This is a genomic window from Pseudomonas sp. ACN8 (genome assembly GCF_002303925.1).
GTDB lineage: Bacteria > Pseudomonadota > Gammaproteobacteria > Pseudomonadales > Pseudomonadaceae > Aquipseudomonas.
In genome coordinates this window covers 85,808-102,104 of record NZ_MRCS01000009.1, presented here as the reverse complement: position 1 = coordinate 102,104, position 16,297 = coordinate 85,808, and the positions used below count along the sequence as shown (strand labels likewise).

Annotated in this window: 16 protein-coding genes; 15 read left to right on the top strand and 1 reads right to left on the bottom strand. The window is 62.1% G+C overall.

Annotated features, from left to right (window positions below; genetic code table 11):
- Nucleotides 1-18: 18 nt before the first annotated feature.
- The 12 genes from tagF (at nt 19) to BSF44_RS07170 (ending at nt 12,401) form a co-directional block, all read left to right on the top strand.
- Nucleotides 19-945, top strand: a complete 927-nt coding sequence (gene tagF / locus BSF44_RS07225; protein ID WP_095942916.1) for a type VI secretion system-associated protein TagF — start codon at nt 19-21, stop codon at nt 943-945.
- A complete protein-coding gene (tssM, locus tag BSF44_RS07220) occupies nt 942-3,416 on the top strand; it encodes a type VI secretion system membrane subunit TssM (protein WP_095942915.1) in 2,475 nt (824 codons plus the stop codon). Before tagF ends, tssM begins: the two co-directional genes overlap by 4 nt.
- A 163-nt stretch (nt 3,417-3,579) precedes the next feature.
- Nucleotides 3,580-4,098 (top strand): type VI secretion system tube protein Hcp, encoded by a 519-nt coding sequence (locus tag BSF44_RS07215; protein ID WP_007978712.1) that lies wholly within the window; start codon nt 3,580-3,582, stop codon nt 4,096-4,098.
- A gap of 94 nt (nt 4,099-4,192) precedes the next feature.
- The gene (gene tssA / locus BSF44_RS07210) at nt 4,193-5,290 is read left to right on the top strand and encodes a type VI secretion system protein TssA (protein WP_095942914.1); all 1,098 of its coding nucleotides are present in this window, start codon (nt 4,193-4,195) and stop codon (nt 5,288-5,290) included.
- A gap of 251 nt (nt 5,291-5,541) precedes the next feature.
- Nucleotides 5,542-6,132, top strand: coding sequence for an amino acid synthesis family protein (locus BSF44_RS07205; RefSeq protein WP_003225712.1), 591 nt, complete (start codon nt 5,542-5,544; stop codon nt 6,130-6,132).
- A 44-nt stretch (nt 6,133-6,176) separates the two neighbouring features.
- Entirely contained in the window at nt 6,177-7,010 is an 834-nt protein-coding gene (locus tag BSF44_RS07200; protein ID WP_095942913.1) for an alpha/beta fold hydrolase, read from the top strand.
- Nucleotides 7,007-8,488: an aldehyde dehydrogenase gene (locus BSF44_RS07195; RefSeq protein WP_056723954.1), complete on the top strand. Its 1,482-nt coding sequence runs from the start codon at nt 7,007-7,009 to the stop codon at nt 8,486-8,488. Before BSF44_RS07200 ends, BSF44_RS07195 begins: the two co-directional genes overlap by 4 nt.
- A gap of 12 nt (nt 8,489-8,500) precedes the next feature.
- Nucleotides 8,501-8,986, top strand: coding sequence for a flavin reductase family protein (locus tag BSF44_RS07190; protein ID WP_095942912.1), 486 nt, complete (start codon nt 8,501-8,503; stop codon nt 8,984-8,986).
- 148 nt (nt 8,987-9,134) lie between these two features.
- Entirely contained in the window at nt 9,135-10,586 is a 1,452-nt protein-coding gene (locus tag BSF44_RS07185; RefSeq protein ID WP_095942911.1) for an NAD-dependent succinate-semialdehyde dehydrogenase, read from the top strand.
- A 19-nt stretch (nt 10,587-10,605) separates the two neighbouring features.
- Entirely contained in the window at nt 10,606-10,995 is a 390-nt protein-coding gene (locus tag BSF44_RS07180; protein WP_007991919.1) for a carboxymuconolactone decarboxylase family protein, read from the top strand.
- Between the two features lie 88 nt (nt 10,996-11,083).
- Nucleotides 11,084-11,836, top strand: a complete 753-nt coding sequence (locus tag BSF44_RS07175) for a GntR family transcriptional regulator (RefSeq protein ID WP_046042558.1) — start codon at nt 11,084-11,086, stop codon at nt 11,834-11,836.
- A 1-nt stretch (nt 11,837) separates the two neighbouring features.
- Complete coding sequence (locus BSF44_RS07170; RefSeq protein ID WP_095942910.1) at nt 11,838-12,401, top strand: NUDIX hydrolase; 564 nt, start codon at nt 11,838-11,840, stop codon at nt 12,399-12,401.
- Nucleotides 12,402-12,533: 132 nt separating this feature from the next.
- Here BSF44_RS07170 and BSF44_RS07165 read toward each other — a convergent pair whose 3' ends face one another.
- A complete protein-coding gene (locus BSF44_RS07165) occupies nt 12,534-12,830 on the bottom strand; it encodes a DUF1330 domain-containing protein (protein ID WP_095942909.1) in 297 nt (98 codons plus the stop codon).
- Nucleotides 12,831-12,900: 70 nt separating this feature from the next.
- Between BSF44_RS07165 and ribBA the strand changes: the two genes are divergently transcribed.
- The 3 genes from ribBA to BSF44_RS07150 all read left to right on the top strand — a co-directional run bounded on the left by ribBA (nt 12,901) and on the right by BSF44_RS07150 (nt 16,294).
- On the top strand, nt 12,901-14,010 hold the full coding sequence (ribBA, locus tag BSF44_RS07160) for a bifunctional 3,4-dihydroxy-2-butanone-4-phosphate synthase/GTP cyclohydrolase II (protein WP_095942908.1): 1,110 nt from the start codon (nt 12,901-12,903) through the stop codon (nt 14,008-14,010).
- Between the two features lie 329 nt (nt 14,011-14,339).
- A complete protein-coding gene (locus BSF44_RS07155; protein WP_095942907.1) occupies nt 14,340-15,365 on the top strand; it encodes an ABC transporter substrate-binding protein in 1,026 nt (341 codons plus the stop codon).
- Nucleotides 15,362-16,294 (top strand): ABC transporter permease, encoded by a 933-nt coding sequence (locus BSF44_RS07150; protein ID WP_172435314.1) that lies wholly within the window; start codon nt 15,362-15,364, stop codon nt 16,292-16,294. Before BSF44_RS07155 ends, BSF44_RS07150 begins: the two co-directional genes overlap by 4 nt.
- The last annotated feature ends 3 nt before the right edge of the window (nt 16,295-16,297 follow it).

Here is a 16,297-nt window from a genome sequence, read left to right as displayed (position 1 = left end):
GAAGCAGGGTTTTGGCCAATGATCGGCTGCTTCGGCAAGGTGCCCGCGAGCCCGGACTTCGTCAGCCTGCAAGGTGCGGGCGACGACGTCTGCGAGTTCGATAGCTGGCTGCAAGGGGCGCTGGCCGCCCTGCAGCATAGCGAAGACTGGCGCAAGCTGTTCGACGGATTGCCGCTGTGCTTTTTCAGTTACCGGGCGCGCAGCGGCAACTGGCTGCTGGGCGGGCTGATCAGCTCGAAGGATTCGAGTGGGCGGCGCTATCCGTTTTTCATTTTCCAGACCCTCAAGGCCAGCGAAGCCGAGCCTCTGGTCAATCCGTTCACCCTGGGCGAATTGTTCAGCGGGCAGATCAGGCCCTTGCTGCACATGGCCGTCCAGGGCGAAAGCACTTCGGTGCTGTTCGACCGCATCAAGGCCCTGCGCCCGTTGCAAGGCCAGGACTTCGAGTTGTTCCGGCGCGTGCATGACAAGTTCCTGGTGAATTTCAATCTGCGGGACATCGCTTGTGCGCTCCAGGGCACCTACCCCGAGTTCGTCACCAACGCCGTATTGACCCGGCTTCAGGCCCTTAAAAGGCATCTGGATCACGCAACGTCCATAGGCATCGCCCTGCCCTTGCCGGCGGAAAGGGGTTTGAAAAATCCGACTGCCGATCTGTGGGTCACCTGGCTGACGCAAATGACCCCGGAGCGCGCCGTGCCACAGATCAGCCTGCTGGCGGACGACTTCATGCGGCCCCGGCTGATCTGTTTTGCCTCACGCAATACCAGTGATGCCTATCGCCTGCTGACCGGCATCGCTGACCGTTCGCAGAGCTATGACGTGCTGGCGTCTTTCGATGCCTTTGACGAGCACCACCGCACACACGCCTTTCCCGAAATCGACCGCCCTCTGGGTGACGTTATCGACCGTTTTGTCGATGCCCTGGATTCGAAGCCTGTATGAACAAGATCAAGTATTACTTCTTGCGCTATCAACCCTACATCCTGGGGGTGTGTTTTTTCCTCGCGATCTTCGTGGTGTGGGGCATCGGGCGTGCGTTCGGCTTCAGTTCGCTCAACAGCCTGCTGACCGGCATCGGTGTGTTCCTGGTGTTGTCCGCCGGTTATGTGCTGCTGCTTAATCGAGGCGTGTCCCGGCATCACGACCTCGAAGGCCTGCTGCGCGAGGATGCCGATCAGGCGGTATTGAACGCGAGCCCGGCGGATCGCGAGGAAGTCAGCCTGTTGCGCGAGCGTCTCTTGCAGAGCATCGAGCGCTTGCACAGCAACAAGCCACGGGGCAGCAACCCCAAGGATGCGCTGTATGCCCTGCCCTGGTACCTGGTGGTCGGTCAGCCAGCAGCGGGCAAAAGCACCATGCTCTACCAGTCGGGACTCAACTTCCCCTATGCCGAGCGTGAGGGCGTGCGAGTCGCCGGTCTGGGTGGTACGCGCAACTGCGACTGGTTCTTCAGCTCCGAAGCCGTGCTGCTGGACACCGCCGGCCGCTACATGAACAACCAGGAAGAGGCCGGCAAATGGCGCGCGTTCCTCCAGCTGCTGCGCCAGCATCGCCAGCGTCGGCCGCTCAATGGCCTGATCGTCACCGTCAGCATCCACGACATCCTGCAAGCCTCGCTCGAAGATCAGGAGCGCATCGCCAAGCGTCTGCGCGAACGCATTCAGGAAACCCATGCCTTGCTGGAAGTGCGGCTGCCGGTGTACCTGGTGTTCACCAAGTGCGACCTGGTGCCGGGTTTCGCGCCCTTCTATCGCCAACTCGATGAAACCGCGCGCGGCGAAGTGATGGGCAAGACCTTCTCCCACAAAGGTTACGAACAGGCCGACTGGGGCCAGCGCTTCGGCGTCGCGATGGACGAACTGGTCAGCTACTGGCACCAGGTGGCCAGCCAGCAATTGGTCACTCAGGACATCCAGATCACCCGCCAGGATTCGGCGGTGTATCGGTTCCCGCTGGAACTGGCGGCCCTCAAACCACGGCTGCAACTGTTCGTCGATGCCCTGTTGCGCGCCAACCCTTATCAAAGTGCGGAACTGCTGCGCGGCTTCTATTTCACCAGCGCGCTGGATGCAGACCAGCCGGAAATGGGCGGACACGCACGGCAGGTGACGGAGCGCTTTTCCCTGGAGGGCGATCGGGAGATCGCCAACGGTCACGCGCAACCGCGCCCCTTGTTCATCAACAGTCTGTTCCGCAAAGTCATCATTCCCGACCAGCACCTGGTGGCGCTGTACACCACCAACCACCGCGAGCGTCGGCGCCGGGCGACCTGGATCGGCGGCGCCGGACTGGTCGCGGTACTGCTGTGCAGCCTGTTGGGCTGGTCGTACGTCAACAACAAAAACACCCTGCAAAGCCTCTCGGCAGAACTGACCCAGGCTGGCGTCGACGACCGTTCAGTACCCGCTCAGTACACCGATTGGCAAACCCTGGACCGCCTGCGTTTCTGGACCGCGCACTATTACGCGCAACACCACGACGAAGGTGTGCCGCTGCGCATGCGCCTGGGGCTCTATCAAGGCCACAAGGTAGAGCCACTGGTGCGCAGCCGCTATTTCGACCGGCTGGAAAGCGTGATGCTCAAGCCCACGGCCGACAACCTGACCCGCTCGCTGTACTTGCTGACCACCCTCAAGGTCTATCAGCGCAACGCCAAAGAGTTGATGCCCGTGACCGGCGTGGACAGCGTCGAGCCCAAGGCCCTGCCCAACGACAACCGGGCGCAGTCCATCGCCGGTTTCGGCAAGGCGACGCTGGACACCTACGTCATGCTGTCCCGTGCACAACGGGAAAAGGCCGACCCTGGGTTCCTGAAAGCGAAAATCCCGGATTACTGGTACCCGGCGATTGCCCGTCAGGTCGGCAATGCCAGTATCGCCGCCTCTGACTATGAATTCGCCAGCCGCCAGATCAATTTCTACAGCGACCAGATCCACCAGCCGGACGTGCCGCGGATCCTCGATAACGCGTTCCTGATCTCCAGCTCGCGCAACTACATCAACAGCCTGCTGACCCAGTCGTTGCGCTCGATCGAAACCATCACGCTGGAGTCGGACACCCTGTTCGCTTTCGCCCGTGCGGATTTCCAGAGCCTGAAGACCGAAGGCCAAAGCCAGCTCAGCGCGATCGCCGGCAAGCTGCTCAGCACCCCCAACATCGGAAAAATCATCATCGCCGGGCATGCCGATCAACTCGGCGATCCCCAAGGCAACTTGCAGGTTTCCAAACAGCGGGCACAAACCATCAAGACCTACCTGGTGGGCAAAGGCGTGCCCGGCGAGCTGGTCGAAGCCGTCGGCGAAGGCAGCAACAAGCCCTTGGTCAAGTGCGATATGAAACAGCCAAGAGCGCAGCTGATCCGCTGCCTGGAGCCTAACCGGCGGGTAGAAATCGAAGTGCGGGCACTCAACTGAGCATGCGCGCCTTGTGAAGAAATACCGGTACCCGGGTCATCTCGACGAGAGGCCCGGGCCGGCATAAGACACCTCTGTTGATCGATTCAAAGAGGTTAAAACGAAGGGCTGCGACCTGCTTGCAGGTGACATCCCTTTAAATGAAGGTAAGGAGAAAAAAGAAATGGCATTTGACGCATACATCCAGATCGACGGCATTCCTGGTGAAGTTCTGGACGACAAACACAAGGATTGGATCGAAGTGCTGGGCTACGAGTACGGCGCAACCCAAGCGACTTCCGCGACGGCCAGCTCTTCGGGCGGTGCTTCGTCGGAGCGTGTTGCGTTGAGCGACTTCAGCATCCGCAAAGCCGTGGACAAGGCTTCCGCCAAGCTGTTCGAAGCCTGCTGCAAAGGTACGCACATCGCCAAGATCCAGCTGAACGTGAACCGTGCCGGTGGCGACAAGGTCACCTACCTGACCATCAACCTGGAAGAAGTCGTGGTGTCGTCCGTGAAAGCGGTCGCTGGCGGCAGCCAGAACGGTGAAGACAAAGCGGTTGGCGATCTGCCGATCGAGGAAATCAGCTTCAACTTCGCCCGCATCAAGACCACCTACACCCAACAAAGCCGTGCCGATGGCCAGGGCGGCGGTAACGTCACCGGTGGCTGGGATCGCACCGCGAACAAGGTTTTCGCATAACACCGCAGTAATGACGGGCCGCGCACGCGGCTCGTTTTCGGCACCGCGCCTGCCCGGCAGGCGCGGTGTTCTTCTATTCTGATCAGAGTTTCCCATGTCTGAATTTCTCAACGACCTTTCGCTGGCCGAACTGACCGCGCCCATCAATGAGGGGAGTGGCGAAGACCTGAGCTTTTCCACCTTGTTCGATCAGGTGAAAGAAGCCCGGCGAGCAGACCCCGATTACCTGACCCAGGGTGACTGGCAAACCGACCTGAAGTCATCCGACTGGGATCTGACCCTCACCCTGGCGGCCCAAGGCCTGGCTCGACAGAGCAAGGACCTGATGCTCGTCGCCTGGCTCAGCGAAGCCTTGGCGCACAAGCATCATTTCACCGGTATCACCTTCGGCCTGACCCTGGCCGAACGCCTGCTGGACAATTTCTGGACCGGCCTCTTCCCCTCCCTCGAGGATGGGGTCGATGAACGCGCTGCCCGCCTGGCGTGGATGAAAACGACCCTGGCGGATGTCGTGGGCGGACTGCCGATCACCCAAGGCCAACAGTACGGCCTGCTGCGCTATGACGAGTCCAGGCATGTCGAAAACCTGGCGTTGCAGAACCCCCATGCCATGCGCGCCGCCCTCGACGAAGGCAAGATCAACGCCGAGGTGTTCCAGCGTTCGGTGGTGCTGACCGACTCCGATCACCTGCGCCAGAAAGCCGGCGAAATCGCCGCCAGCCTGAAGGCCTGCCAGCAACTGCAGAGCACCGCTGACAGGCTGTTCGGCAATGACGCGCCAAGCTTTGCCGGGCTCCATGACGTGTTGTCCCGCGCCGGCCAACTGGCCGAGAAACTGCTCAAGGATCGCGGCATCGAATTGCACCCGGCGCCTACCGCGCCCACCCCGGTCGTCTCCGAAAGCGCTGGCGCACAACATGCAGGTGCCGCAATGACCCAGACCCAGCAAGACATCCCAGTCACACCGCTGCGCACCACGCCACAGACCCGTGACGAGGCATTCACCCTGCTGGCGGGTATCGCACAGTTCTTCAAGCAGACCGAACCCCAGAGCCCTGTCCCCTACCTGATCGAACGCGCGATCAAATGGGGCAACATGCCGCTCGAGGGTTGGCTCAACGATGTGATCAAAGACAGCAATGTGGTGGACAACATCCGTGATGTGCTGGGGACGAAGGAGGCGAAGTCCTGATGGACAGCCGGTAGCAAACCCGACGCACCGCTTGACGCCGCATCACCGCTGATCCCCTTCCTTACCCTTCTCTCCTCCCCCATGCCGGGCCTGTGCCCGGCGTAAGCCTGTGCCTGCCGTTTGTCCGCTGCTGCCCGTGACGCACATTTTTGCGTGCCATCCAGCCAGAAACTCCGTTCAGGGTCTTGTACTTCCGGTATTATGGTATACCATCAGACGCACAGACACCAAAAACCTCTACGGAGCAGCTCATGAGTTTCGAAATCCGCAAGATCGTCAGCTATGTCGAAGAAACCTTTATTGAAGGCGGCAAAGCCACCGATAAGCCCGTGACCATGGTCGGTCTGGCCGTGGTGATGAAGAACCCCTGGGTGGGCAACGGTTTCGTCGAAGACCTGAAACCGCAGATCCGCGCCAACTGCTCCGACCTCGGCGCACTGATGGTCGAGCGCCTGGTGGGCATCATTGGCGGTGCCGAGAAAATCGAGGCCTACGGCAAGGCTGCGGTGGTCGGCGCCGATGGCGAGATCGAACACGCTTCGGCGGTGATCCACACCCTGCGCTTCGGCAACCATTACCGCGAAGCGGTCAAGGCCAAGAGCTACCTGAGCTTCACCAACAAGCGCGGCGGCCCCGGCACTTCGATCCAGATCCCGATGATGCACAAGGACGACGAAGGCCTGCGTTCGCACTACATCACCCTGGAAATGCAGATCGAAGACGCGCCGCGTGCCGACGAAATCGTTGTGGTCCTGGGTTGCGCCGACGGCGGCCGCCTGCACCCGCGCATCGGCAACCGCTACATCGACCTGGAAGAACTGGCCGCCGAAAAAGCCCAGTAACCGGCCAGCAGAACGACAACAAGAAGGCATTGCAGGAGCGCTCCATGATTCGGCTCACCGCTGAACTCACCCCGGCTGGCACCAGTTACCTGGCGACCGGCCAAGGCCAGCCCGTGGTCTTGATCCACGGCGTGGGCCTGAACAAAGAAATGTGGGGCGGCCAGATCGTTGGCCTGGCCACGAAATACCGCGTCATCGCCTACGACATGCTCGGCCATGGCGCCAGCCCGCGCCCGGAAAGCGGCACGCCGCTGCTCGGCTATGCCGACCAGTTGCTGGAGCTGCTCGACCACCTGCAATTGCCCAAGGCAACGGTGATCGGTTTTTCCATGGGCGGGCTGGTGGCGCGGGCGTTTGCCCTGCACTACCCGCAACGCCTGGAAGGCCTGGTGGTGCTCAACAGCGTGTTCAACCGTAGCGCCGAACAGCGCGCCGGGGTCATCGCCCGCACCAGCCAGGCCGCCGAACACGGGCCGGACGCCAATGCCGAAGCGGCACTGTCGCGCTGGTTCAGCCGTGAATACCAGGCCGCGAACCCGGCGCAGATCGCCGCGATTCGCCAGACCCTGGCCGGCAATGACCCGCAGGGTTACCTGACCACTTACGAACTGTTCGCCACCCAGGACATGTACCGCGCCGACGACCTGGCCAGCATCAAGGTGCCGACGCTGATCGCCACCGGCGAGCTGGACCCCGGTTCGACCCCGGAAATGGCCAGGCAACTGGCCGAACGCATTCCCGGTGCGACCGTTGCCGTGCTCGCCGAGCAACGGCATATGATGCCCGTAGAGTCTCCGCGCCTGGTCAACCAGCTGTTGCTGGAGTTTCTGCAGACCGCGCACTCCCAACAAAACCAGATCAAGGGGATCGTTGCATGACACTCGCACGCTTCCAGATGTGCATCGGCGGTGAATGGGTCGATGCCCTGTCCGGCAAGACCTTCGAAAGCCTCAACCCGGCGCTGGCCGAGCCTTGGGCCGAATTGCCCGACGCCGACGAAGCGGATGTCGAGCGCGCCGTACAGGCCGCGCAAACCGCTTTCGACAGCCCGGCATGGCGCGGTTTGACCGCCACCGCGCGCGGCAAATTGCTGCGACGCCTGGGCGACCTGATCGCCGAAAACAAAGAACAACTGGCGCAGCTGGAAAGCCGCGACAACGGCAAGCTGATCCGCGAAACCCGTGGCCAGGTCGGCTATCTGCCGGAGTTCTTCCACTACACCGCAGGCCTGGCGGACAAGCTCGAAGGCGGCACTCTGCCGCTGGACAAGCCGGACCTGTTTGCCTACACCGTGCACGAAGCCATGGGCGTGGTGGCCGCTATCATTCCGTGGAACAGCCCGCTGTACCTGACCGCGATCAAACTCGCCCCGGCCCTCGCCGCAGGCAACACCATCGTGATCAAGCCGTCGGAACACGCCTCGGCGACCATCCTCGAACTGGCACGCCTGGCGCTGGAAGCCGGGATTCCACCGGGAGTGGTCAACGTCGTCACCGGTTACGGCCCGAGCACCGGCGCCGCCCTCACCCGCCATCCGCTGATCCGCAAGATCGCCTTCACCGGCGGCGCGGCGACGGCGCGGCATGTGGTGCGCAGCAGCGCGGAGAACTTCGCCAAACTGTCGCTGGAACTGGGGGGCAAATCGCCGAACATCATTTTCGCCGACGCCGACCTCGACAGCGCGATCAACGGCGCCATCGCCGGGATCTACGCCGCCTCCGGGCAGAGTTGTGTGTCCGGTTCGCGCTTACTGGTGCAGGACGAAATCTACGACGAGTTTGTCGGTCGTCTGGTGGAACGCGCCCAGCGCATCCGCATCGGCAACCCGCAGGACGACAGCAGCGAAATGGGCCCGATGGCCACCGCGCAGCAACTGGCCGTGGTCGAAGGGCTGGTGGCTGACGCTATCGCCGAAGGTGCGCGTCTGCGCCTGGGCGGCAAGCGTCCAGAGAATCTGGGTGATGGCTGGTTCTACGAGCCGACGCTGTTCGAGTGCGACCGCAACTCGATGAAGATCATGCAGGAAGAAGTCTTTGGCCCGGTGGCCTCGGTCATCCGGTTCAAGGACGAAGCCGAAGCCCTGGCGATTGCCAACGACTCACAGTTCGGCCTCGCCGCCGGCATCTGGACCCGCGACCTGGGCCGCGCCCATCGCCTGGCCCGGGACGTGCGTTCGGGGATCATCTGGGTCAACACCTACCGCGCGGTCTCGGCCATGGCGCCGATCGGCGGTTTCAAGAACAGCGGCTATGGACGCGAAAGCGGCATCGATTCGGTGCTGGCCTACACCGAGCTGAAAACGGTGTGGATCAACCTGTCCCAGGCACCGATGCCTGATCCCTTCGTGATGCGCTAGGAGTCCTGGAAAATGATCGAACCCGGCATTTACAAAGACGTGATGAGCTCGTTCCCTTCCGGGGTCACGGTGGTCACCACCCTGGACCCGGAAGGTGGCATCGTCGGCATCACCGCCAGCGCCTTCAGTGCGCTGTCGATCGACCCGGCACTGGTGCTGTTCTGCCCCAATTATGGCTCCGACACCTACCCGGTGCTGCGCGACAGCAAGCAGTTCGCGATTCACCTGCTGTCCGCCGACCAGACCGCCGAAGCCTATGCCTTCGCCGGTAAAGGCAAGGACAAGGCCAAAGGCATCGAGTGGCACCTGAGCGAATTGGGTAACCCGATTCTGGCCAAGGCCACGGCGATCATCGAGTGCGAGCTGTGGCGTGAATACGATGGCGGTGATCACGCGATCATCGTCGGCGCGGTGAAGAACCTGATCCTGCCCGCGCAACCGGTCACGCCGATGATCTACCACAAAGGCAAGCTGGGCCCGCTGCCCACACTGGCCTGATGGAACGACACAAAACCCTGTAGGAGCGAGCCTGCTCGCGATGGTCGTGAACGATAACGCGTGCTGCCTGACAGCCCTTGGCGTTCTCGGGTTTTTCGCGAGCAGGCTCGCTCCTACAGATAACCACCCTTTTTTCTTGGGAGCCGGCATGAGCCCAGCAGCCTCGTTATTGTTCCGCCAACAGGCCTACATCAATGGCCAATGGCTGGACGCGCCGGATGGCGCCTGTCAAGACATCTTCAATCCGGCCACCGGTGAACTCATCGGCCGGGTGCCGAACCTCGGCGCCGAGCACGCGCGCCTGGCTATCGAGGCTGCCAACAAAGCCTGGCCAGCCTGGCGCGCACTGACCGCCAAGGAACGCAGCAACACCCTCAATCACTGGCACGCGCTGATGCTGGAAAACGCCGACGCCCTGGCTGAAATCCTCACCCTGGAACAAGGCAAGCCACTGACTGAGGCCAAGGGTGAAATCCTCTACGCCGCGAGCTTCATCGAGTGGTTCGCCGAAGAGGCCAAGCGCATCTACGGCGACACCATTCCCAGCCACAAGGGCGATGCGCGCATCGTGGTCAGCAAGGAGCCGATCGGCGTCGTCGCGGCCATCACACCGTGGAACTTCCCGGCGGCGATGATCACCCGCAAGGCCGGCCCGGCGCTGGCCGCCGGTTGCCCGTGCATCGTAAAACCGGCCCCGGAAACACCGTTTTCGGCACTGGCCATGGCGGCACTGGCGGAACAGGCCGGGATTCCAGCGGGGATTTTCAACGTAATTACCGGCGATGCCATCGCCATCGGCGGGGAGCTAACCGCCAGTCCAAAGGTTCGCAAACTGTCGTTCACCGGCTCCACCGCCATCGGCAAGCTGCTGATGGCCCAGTGCGCGCCGACCCTGAAAAAAGTCTCGCTGGAACTGGGCGGCAACGCGCCGTTCATTGTCTTCGACGACGCCGATCTGGAACGTGCCGTCGATGGCGCGCTGATCGCCAAATTCCGCAACGCCGGGCAGACCTGCGTCTGCGTCAACCGCTTCCTGGTGCAGGACGGCATCCACGACGCCTTTGTCGCGCGCCTGGCCGAGCGGGTTTCGCAGCTCAAGGTCGGCAGCGGTTTCGAGGATGGCGTCACCCAAGGCCCGCTGATCAACGAGCGCGCCGTGGCCAAGGTCGAAGACCACGTGCAAGACGCGCTGGAACACGGTGCACAACTGCTGTGCGGCGGCGAACGTCATGCGCTGGGCAACGGCTTCTTCCAGCCGACCGTGCTCAGCGGCGTCACCCCGCAGATGAAAGTCGCCCGGGATGAAACCTTTGGCCCGTTGGCCGCCGTTTTCCGTTTCGACACCGAGGCCCAGGCCGTCGAGATGGCCAATGACACCGAATTCGGCCTGGCCGCCTACTGCTACACCCGCGACCTGGGCCGCGCCTGGCGCATGAGCGAGGCGCTGGAGTACGGCATGGTCGGGATCAACGAAGGGCTTATTTCCACCGAAGTCGCGCCGTTCGGCGGCATCAAGTCCTCCGGGCTGGGCCGTGAAGGGTCGAAGTACGGCATCGAGGATTATCTGGAACTCAAATACACCTTGATGGGCGGCCTCTGAGCCCACGGGAGCGACGCAAATGAACAACGAAAAGTACGAAAAAGGCCTGAAGATCCGCACCCAGGTGCTGGGTGAGGCCTACGTCAACCGCTCCATCGAAAACGCCGATGACTTCACCCGGCCCTTACAGGAAATGGTCACCGAGTATTGTTGGGGTCATGTCTGGGGTCGTGAGGGTTTGTCGCTCAAGGAGCGCAGCATGATCAACCTGGCGATGATCTCGGCCCTCAACCGGCCCCATGAACTCAAGCTGCATGTGCGCGGCGCCTTGCGTAACGGCCTGAGTCGTGAGCAAATACGCGAAATATTGCTTCAGGTCGGCATTTATTGCGGTGTCCCCGCTGCCGTAGACAGTTTCCGGCTCGCCCGTGAAGCCTTCGCCGAAGCCGATGCCGAGGCCTCCAGTTAACCCTTGGCTGTTTGATCCGACCGGGCACCCAGATTCCCGTAATCGAAGTGCTCTTTTTGCATGGACAGCCACAATCAGAGCGGACCCCATGAAACGCCTGCCACTCGACGACAGCTTCAAGGTCAATCGCAACCCCGTTACCCTGCGCGAAATCGTGCTGGATAAACTGCGAAGCGCCATCATGAACTTCCAGCTCCTGCCGGGAGACCGTCTGGTCGAACGCGATCTGTGCGATCGCCTGGGCGTCAGCCGTACCTCCGTGCGCGAAGCCTTGCGTCACCTGGAATCCGAAGGCCTGGTGGAATTCGCCGACGCCAAGGGCCCGCGTGTCGCGATCATTACCCTGGCCGATGCCGTGGACATCTACGAGCTGCGCTGCGTACTCGAAGGGCTGATCGTGCAACTGTTCACCCTGCGCGCCAAGGCCAAGGACATCAAGGCCCTGGAAAAAGCCCTGGAAGAGAACCGCAAGGCGCTCAAAGACGGCGAGCTGCAACAGGTCATCGACTCCGTGCAGGGTTTCTACGACGTGCTGCTCGAAGGCTCGGGCAACCACGTCGCGGCCACTCAGCTGCGCCAGTTGCAGGCACGCATCAGCTACCTGCGCGCGACCTCGGTGTCCCAGGAAAACCGTCGCGGCGCCAGTAACCAGGAAATGGAGCGCATGGTCGAGGCGATCAAGGGCGGCGACCCGCTGGCCGCCCACCAGGCGTGCGTCGACCACGTGCGCGCGGCCGCCGCCGTGGCCCTGGACTACCTCAAGCGCAAGCAGGAAGAAACCGGCGACATCCCGGCAATCACCCAGCCCATCGCGCTGAAAGAACCGCGCATAGGTCGCTGACATGTTCAGCCCGAGCTTTTGCCCCAAGTGCGGCAGCGCTGATCTAGGTCAGCAGATGCCGCCGGGCGATACGCACGAGCGCCTGATGTGCCGCGGCTGCGGCTACATCCATTACATCAATCCGAAGATCATTGCCGGCTGCATCATCGAGCAGGACGGCAAGTACCTGTTGTGCCAGCGCGCGATTCCACCGCGCCCGGGCACCTGGACCCTGCCGGCAGGCTTCATGGAAAGCGGCGAGACCACCGAGCAGGCGGCCATGCGCGAGGTCTGGGAAGAAAGCGGCGTGCGTGCGGAAATCGTCTCGCCCTATTCGATTTTCAGCGTGCCGCAGATCAGCGAGGTGTACATCATCTTCCGCGCCATCGCGCTGGAGATCACCGGGCAATACGGCCCGGAAACCCTCGACTACAAGTTCTTCGCGCCTGAGGACATTCCCTGGGACAGCATTTACTACCCGGCGATCCGGCAGATTCTTGAGCGCTATATCGAGGAGCGCCAAGCTGGGGTTTATGGCATTTACATGGGTAATGACGATAGCGGCAAAATCCATTTCATCCGCTGAAAAATCCCCCATTCCCCTGTAGGAGCGAGCCTGCTCGCGATGGTCGTCAACGATGACGCGTGCTGACTGACCGAACGCGTTGCTCTGACGTTTTTCGCGAGCAGGCTCGCTCCTACAGGGTCAAGCGGTTGGTTAGAGCGGCGCCACGCCCTCGACAATAATCACCTCAACCTTAGCCACACCTTCGCGGTGACCCCTTGCCTCCTGATACAACGCCGAGTGGTAGCACGCCACCGCCTGCTCATAGGAATCAAACTCAATCACCACACTGCGTTGCGGCGTAGACCGTCCTTCCATCGCCTCGCTACGCCCACCCCGCGCCAGAATCCGACCGCCATACAACGCAAACGCCTGCGGCGCCCGCCGGGTGTATTGGCTGTATTGATCAGGGTCAGTGACATCCACATGAGCAATCCAGTACGCCTTCATAGTGACCTCTCGCTTTGTTTTGTATTATGGTATACCACATTACCAATCCAACAAACACAGAGACTCCAGCATGGCCTTCAACAGCATCGAAGAAATCATCGAAGATTACCGCCTCGGCAAAATGGTCCTGCTGGTCGACGATGAGGACCGGGAAAACGAAGGCGACCTGTTGCTGGCCGCCGACTGCTGCACGCCCGAGGCGATCAGCTTCATGGCCCGCGAAGCCCGTGGCCTGATCTGCCTGACCTTGACCGACGAGCATTGCAAGCGCCTGGGCCTGGAGCAGATGGTGCCGAGCAACGGCAGCGTGTTCAGCACCGCCTTCACCGTGTCCATCGAGGCCGCCGTCGGTGTCACCACCGGTATCTCTGCTGCTGATCGCGCCTGCACCGTCGCCGCCGCCGTCGCCGCCAACGCCGGCCCCGCCGACATCGTGCAACCGGGCCACATCTTCCCGTTGCGCGCCCGCGAAGGCGGCGTGCTGACCCGCGCCGGCCATACCGAAGCCGGCTGCGACCTGGCGCGCCTGGCCGGCCATACGCCCGCCTCGGTGATCGTCGAAGTGATGAACGATGACGGCACCATGGCCCGGCGCCCGGACCTGGAAGTGTTCGCGCGCAAGCACGGGATCAGGATCGGCACCATCGCCGACCTGATCCACTATCGCCTGAGCACCGAACACACCATCGTGCGCATCGGTGAGCGTGACCTGCCGACCGTGCATGGCACCTTTCGTCTGATCACCTTTGAGGATCGCATCGAAGGCGGTGTCCACATGGCCATGGTCATGGGCGATCTGCGCCGCGAGCAACCGACACTGGTGCGGGTGCATGTAATTGACCCGTTGCGCGATCTGGTCGGTGCCGAGTACAGCGGCCCGAGCAACTGGACGTTGTGGGCCGCCTTGCAGCGTGTCGCCGCCGAAGGCCACGGCGTGGTGGTGGTGCTGGCCAATCATGAATCCTCCCAGGCGTTGCTCGAGCGGGTGCCGCAATTGACCCAGCCGCCCCGGCAGTTCAGCCGTTCGCAGTCACGGATTTATTCGGAAGTAGGCACCGGTGCGCAGATTCTGCAGAACCTGGGTGTCGGCAAGTTGCGCCACCTCGGCCCGCCGCTGAAGTATGCGGGCTTGACCGGGTATGACCTGGAGGTGGTGGAGAGTATTCCATTCACCGACTGACGCTTTGTTTAACGCAATTCATTGTAGGAGCGAGCCTGCTCGCGATGACGGTATGACAGTCAACACTGATATCGACAGACACACCCTCATCGCGAGCAGGCTCGCTCCTACAGGGGATTGCGTTGCCTGACCGGCTCAGGCCAATCCCCAGAACCCCAAAAACCACCTTTGGCTGATAGCCGGTACGGCAAAATGCTTGCACAAAGTTTGGAATACCATAATATGATATTCCATAGACCGGACAGTCAGCACTGACTCGACGGACTGATGCTCCCGATAGGCGGGCACTCGAAAGCCCCGCTCATAAACACAACAATGAGGGCGTGAAAATGGTGTTGAACAAACGTGCGACCGCGGTTCTTTTTGCGGGACTGCTGAGCGTGACCAGTCAGGCCTTGCTGGCGGCTGAAAGCGTCAACTTCGTCAGTTGGGGCGGCAGCACCCAGGATGCGCAGAAGCAGGCCTGGGCCGACCCGTTCAGCAAGGCCAGCGGCATCACCGTGGTGCAGGATGGTCCGACCGACTACGGCAAGCTCAAGGCCATGGTCGAGAGCGGCAACGTGCAGTGGGACGTGGTCGACGTCGAAGCCGACTTCGCCCTGCGCGCCGCCGCCGAAGGCTTGCTCGAACCCCTCGATTTCAAAGTCATTGAGCGCGACAAGATCGACCCGCGCTTCGTCAGCGATCACGGCGTCGGCTCGTTCTTCTTCTCCTTCGTCCTCGGCTACAACGAAGGCAAGCTTGGCGCCGGCAAGCCTCAGGACTGGTCCGCGCTGTTCGACACCAAGACCTGGCCCGGCAAACGCGCCCTCTACAAATGGCCAAGCCCTGGCGTGCTGGAACTGGCGCTGCTGGCCGACGGTGTAGCGGCGGACAAGCTCTACCCGCTGGACCTGGATCGCGCGTTCAAAAAGCTCGACACCATCAAGAAAGACATCGTCTGGTGGGGCGGCGGCGCGCAGTCGCAGCAGCTGCTGGCCTCCGGTGAGGCGAGCATGGGCCAGTTCTGGAACGGCCGGATTCATGCCCTGCAAGAAGACGGCGCCCCGGTGGGCGTAAGCTGGAAGCAGAACCTGGTCATGGCCGACATCCTGGTCATTCCCAAGGGTTCGAAAAACAAGGACGCGGCGATGAAGTTCCTGGCCAACGCCAGCAGTGCCAAGGGCCAGGCGGACTTCTCCAACCTGACCGCCTACGCCCCGGTCAACGTCGACAGCGTGCAGCGCCTGGACTCGGTGCTGGCCCCTAACCTGCCGACCGCTTACGCAAAGGATCAGATCACTCTTGATTTCGCGTACTGGGCCAAGAACGGTCCGGCCATCGCGACACGGTGGAACGAATGGCTGGTCAAATGAAAATGACGGTAACCGCATCCCGTCCATCCACGTCAGTCGGGAGCGCCCCTGGCGCTGCCGGCAAGGCAGTTGCGATGACGCAATCGCCGAGTCTGGCACAGCGCTGGCGTGGCGCGAGCAACCTGGTGCCCGCCCTGTTGTTCCTCGGTCTGTTCTTTCTGGCGCCGTTGATTGGCCTGCTGCTGCGCGGGGTGCTGGAACCGGTGCCGGGCCTGGGCAACTATGAACAACTGTTCGCCAACTCGGCCTATGCCCGGGTGTTGCTCAACACCTTCTCGGTGGCCGGCCTGGTGACGTTGTTCAGCCTGCTGCTGGGCTTTCCGCTGGCCTGGGCAATCACCCTGGTGCCCCGTGGCTGGGGTCGCTGGATCCTCAACATCGTGCTGCTGTCGATGTGGACCAGCCTGCTCGCCCGCACCTACTCATGGCTGGTGTTGCTGCAAGCCTCGGGGGTGATCAACAAGGCGTTGATGGCCATGGGCATCATCGATCAGCCGCTGGAGATGGTGCACAACCTCACCGGCGTGGTGATCGGCATGAGCTACATCATGATCCCGTTCATCGTGCTGCCGTTGCAGGCGACCATGCAGGCCATCGACCCGATGATCCTCCAGGCCGGTTCCATCTGCGGCGCCAGCCCCTGGACCAACTTCTTCCGGGTGTTCCTGCCGCTGTGTCGGCCGGGGCTGTTCTCCGGCGGTCTGATGGTGTTCGTGATGTCTCTCGGTTACTACGTGACCCCGGCGCTGCTCGGCGGCGCGCAGAACATGATGCTGCCCGAGTTCATCATTCAGCAGGTGCAGTCGTTCCTCAACTGGGGCCTGGCCAGCGCCGGCGCCGCGTTGCTGATCGTGATCACGCTGGTGTTGTTCTACTTCTACCTGAAGCTCCAGCCGGAATCCCCGGTTGGCGCCAGCAACGCGAGGTAAGCC

What these genes read in the sequence shown, in the direction of transcription:
- BSF44_RS07195 (WP_056723954.1), top strand. Translation starts at nt 7,007, where the DNA reads ATGACACTCGCACGCTTCCAGATGTGCATCGGCGGTGAATGGGTCGAT.
- BSF44_RS07175 (WP_046042558.1), top strand. Translation starts at nt 11,084, where the DNA reads ATGAAACGCCTGCCACTCGACGACAGCTTCAAGGTCAATCGCAACCCC.
- BSF44_RS07190 (WP_095942912.1), top strand. Translation starts at nt 8,501, where the DNA reads ATGATCGAACCCGGCATTTACAAAGACGTGATGAGCTCGTTCCCTTCC.
- BSF44_RS07155 (WP_095942907.1), top strand. Translation starts at nt 14,340, where the DNA reads ATGGTGTTGAACAAACGTGCGACCGCGGTTCTTTTTGCGGGACTGCTG.
- BSF44_RS07165 (WP_095942909.1), bottom strand. Translation starts at nt 12,830, where the DNA reads ATGAAGGCGTACTGGATTGCTCATGTGGATGTCACTGACCCTGATCAA.
- tagF (WP_095942916.1), top strand. Translation starts at nt 19, where the DNA reads ATGATCGGCTGCTTCGGCAAGGTGCCCGCGAGCCCGGACTTCGTCAGC.
- tssM (WP_095942915.1), top strand. Translation starts at nt 942, where the DNA reads ATGAACAAGATCAAGTATTACTTCTTGCGCTATCAACCCTACATCCTG.
- ribBA (WP_095942908.1), top strand. Translation starts at nt 12,901, where the DNA reads ATGGCCTTCAACAGCATCGAAGAAATCATCGAAGATTACCGCCTCGGC.
- tssA (WP_095942914.1), top strand. Translation starts at nt 4,193, where the DNA reads ATGTCTGAATTTCTCAACGACCTTTCGCTGGCCGAACTGACCGCGCCC.
- BSF44_RS07200 (WP_095942913.1), top strand. Translation starts at nt 6,177, where the DNA reads ATGATTCGGCTCACCGCTGAACTCACCCCGGCTGGCACCAGTTACCTG.
- BSF44_RS07205 (WP_003225712.1), top strand. Translation starts at nt 5,542, where the DNA reads ATGAGTTTCGAAATCCGCAAGATCGTCAGCTATGTCGAAGAAACCTTT.
- BSF44_RS07170 (WP_095942910.1), top strand. Translation starts at nt 11,838, where the DNA reads ATGTTCAGCCCGAGCTTTTGCCCCAAGTGCGGCAGCGCTGATCTAGGT.
- BSF44_RS07185 (WP_095942911.1), top strand. Translation starts at nt 9,135, where the DNA reads ATGAGCCCAGCAGCCTCGTTATTGTTCCGCCAACAGGCCTACATCAAT.
- BSF44_RS07215 (WP_007978712.1), top strand. Translation starts at nt 3,580, where the DNA reads ATGGCATTTGACGCATACATCCAGATCGACGGCATTCCTGGTGAAGTT.
- BSF44_RS07180 (WP_007991919.1), top strand. Translation starts at nt 10,606, where the DNA reads ATGAACAACGAAAAGTACGAAAAAGGCCTGAAGATCCGCACCCAGGTG.
- BSF44_RS07150 (WP_172435314.1), top strand. Translation starts at nt 15,362, where the DNA reads ATGAAAATGACGGTAACCGCATCCCGTCCATCCACGTCAGTCGGGAGC.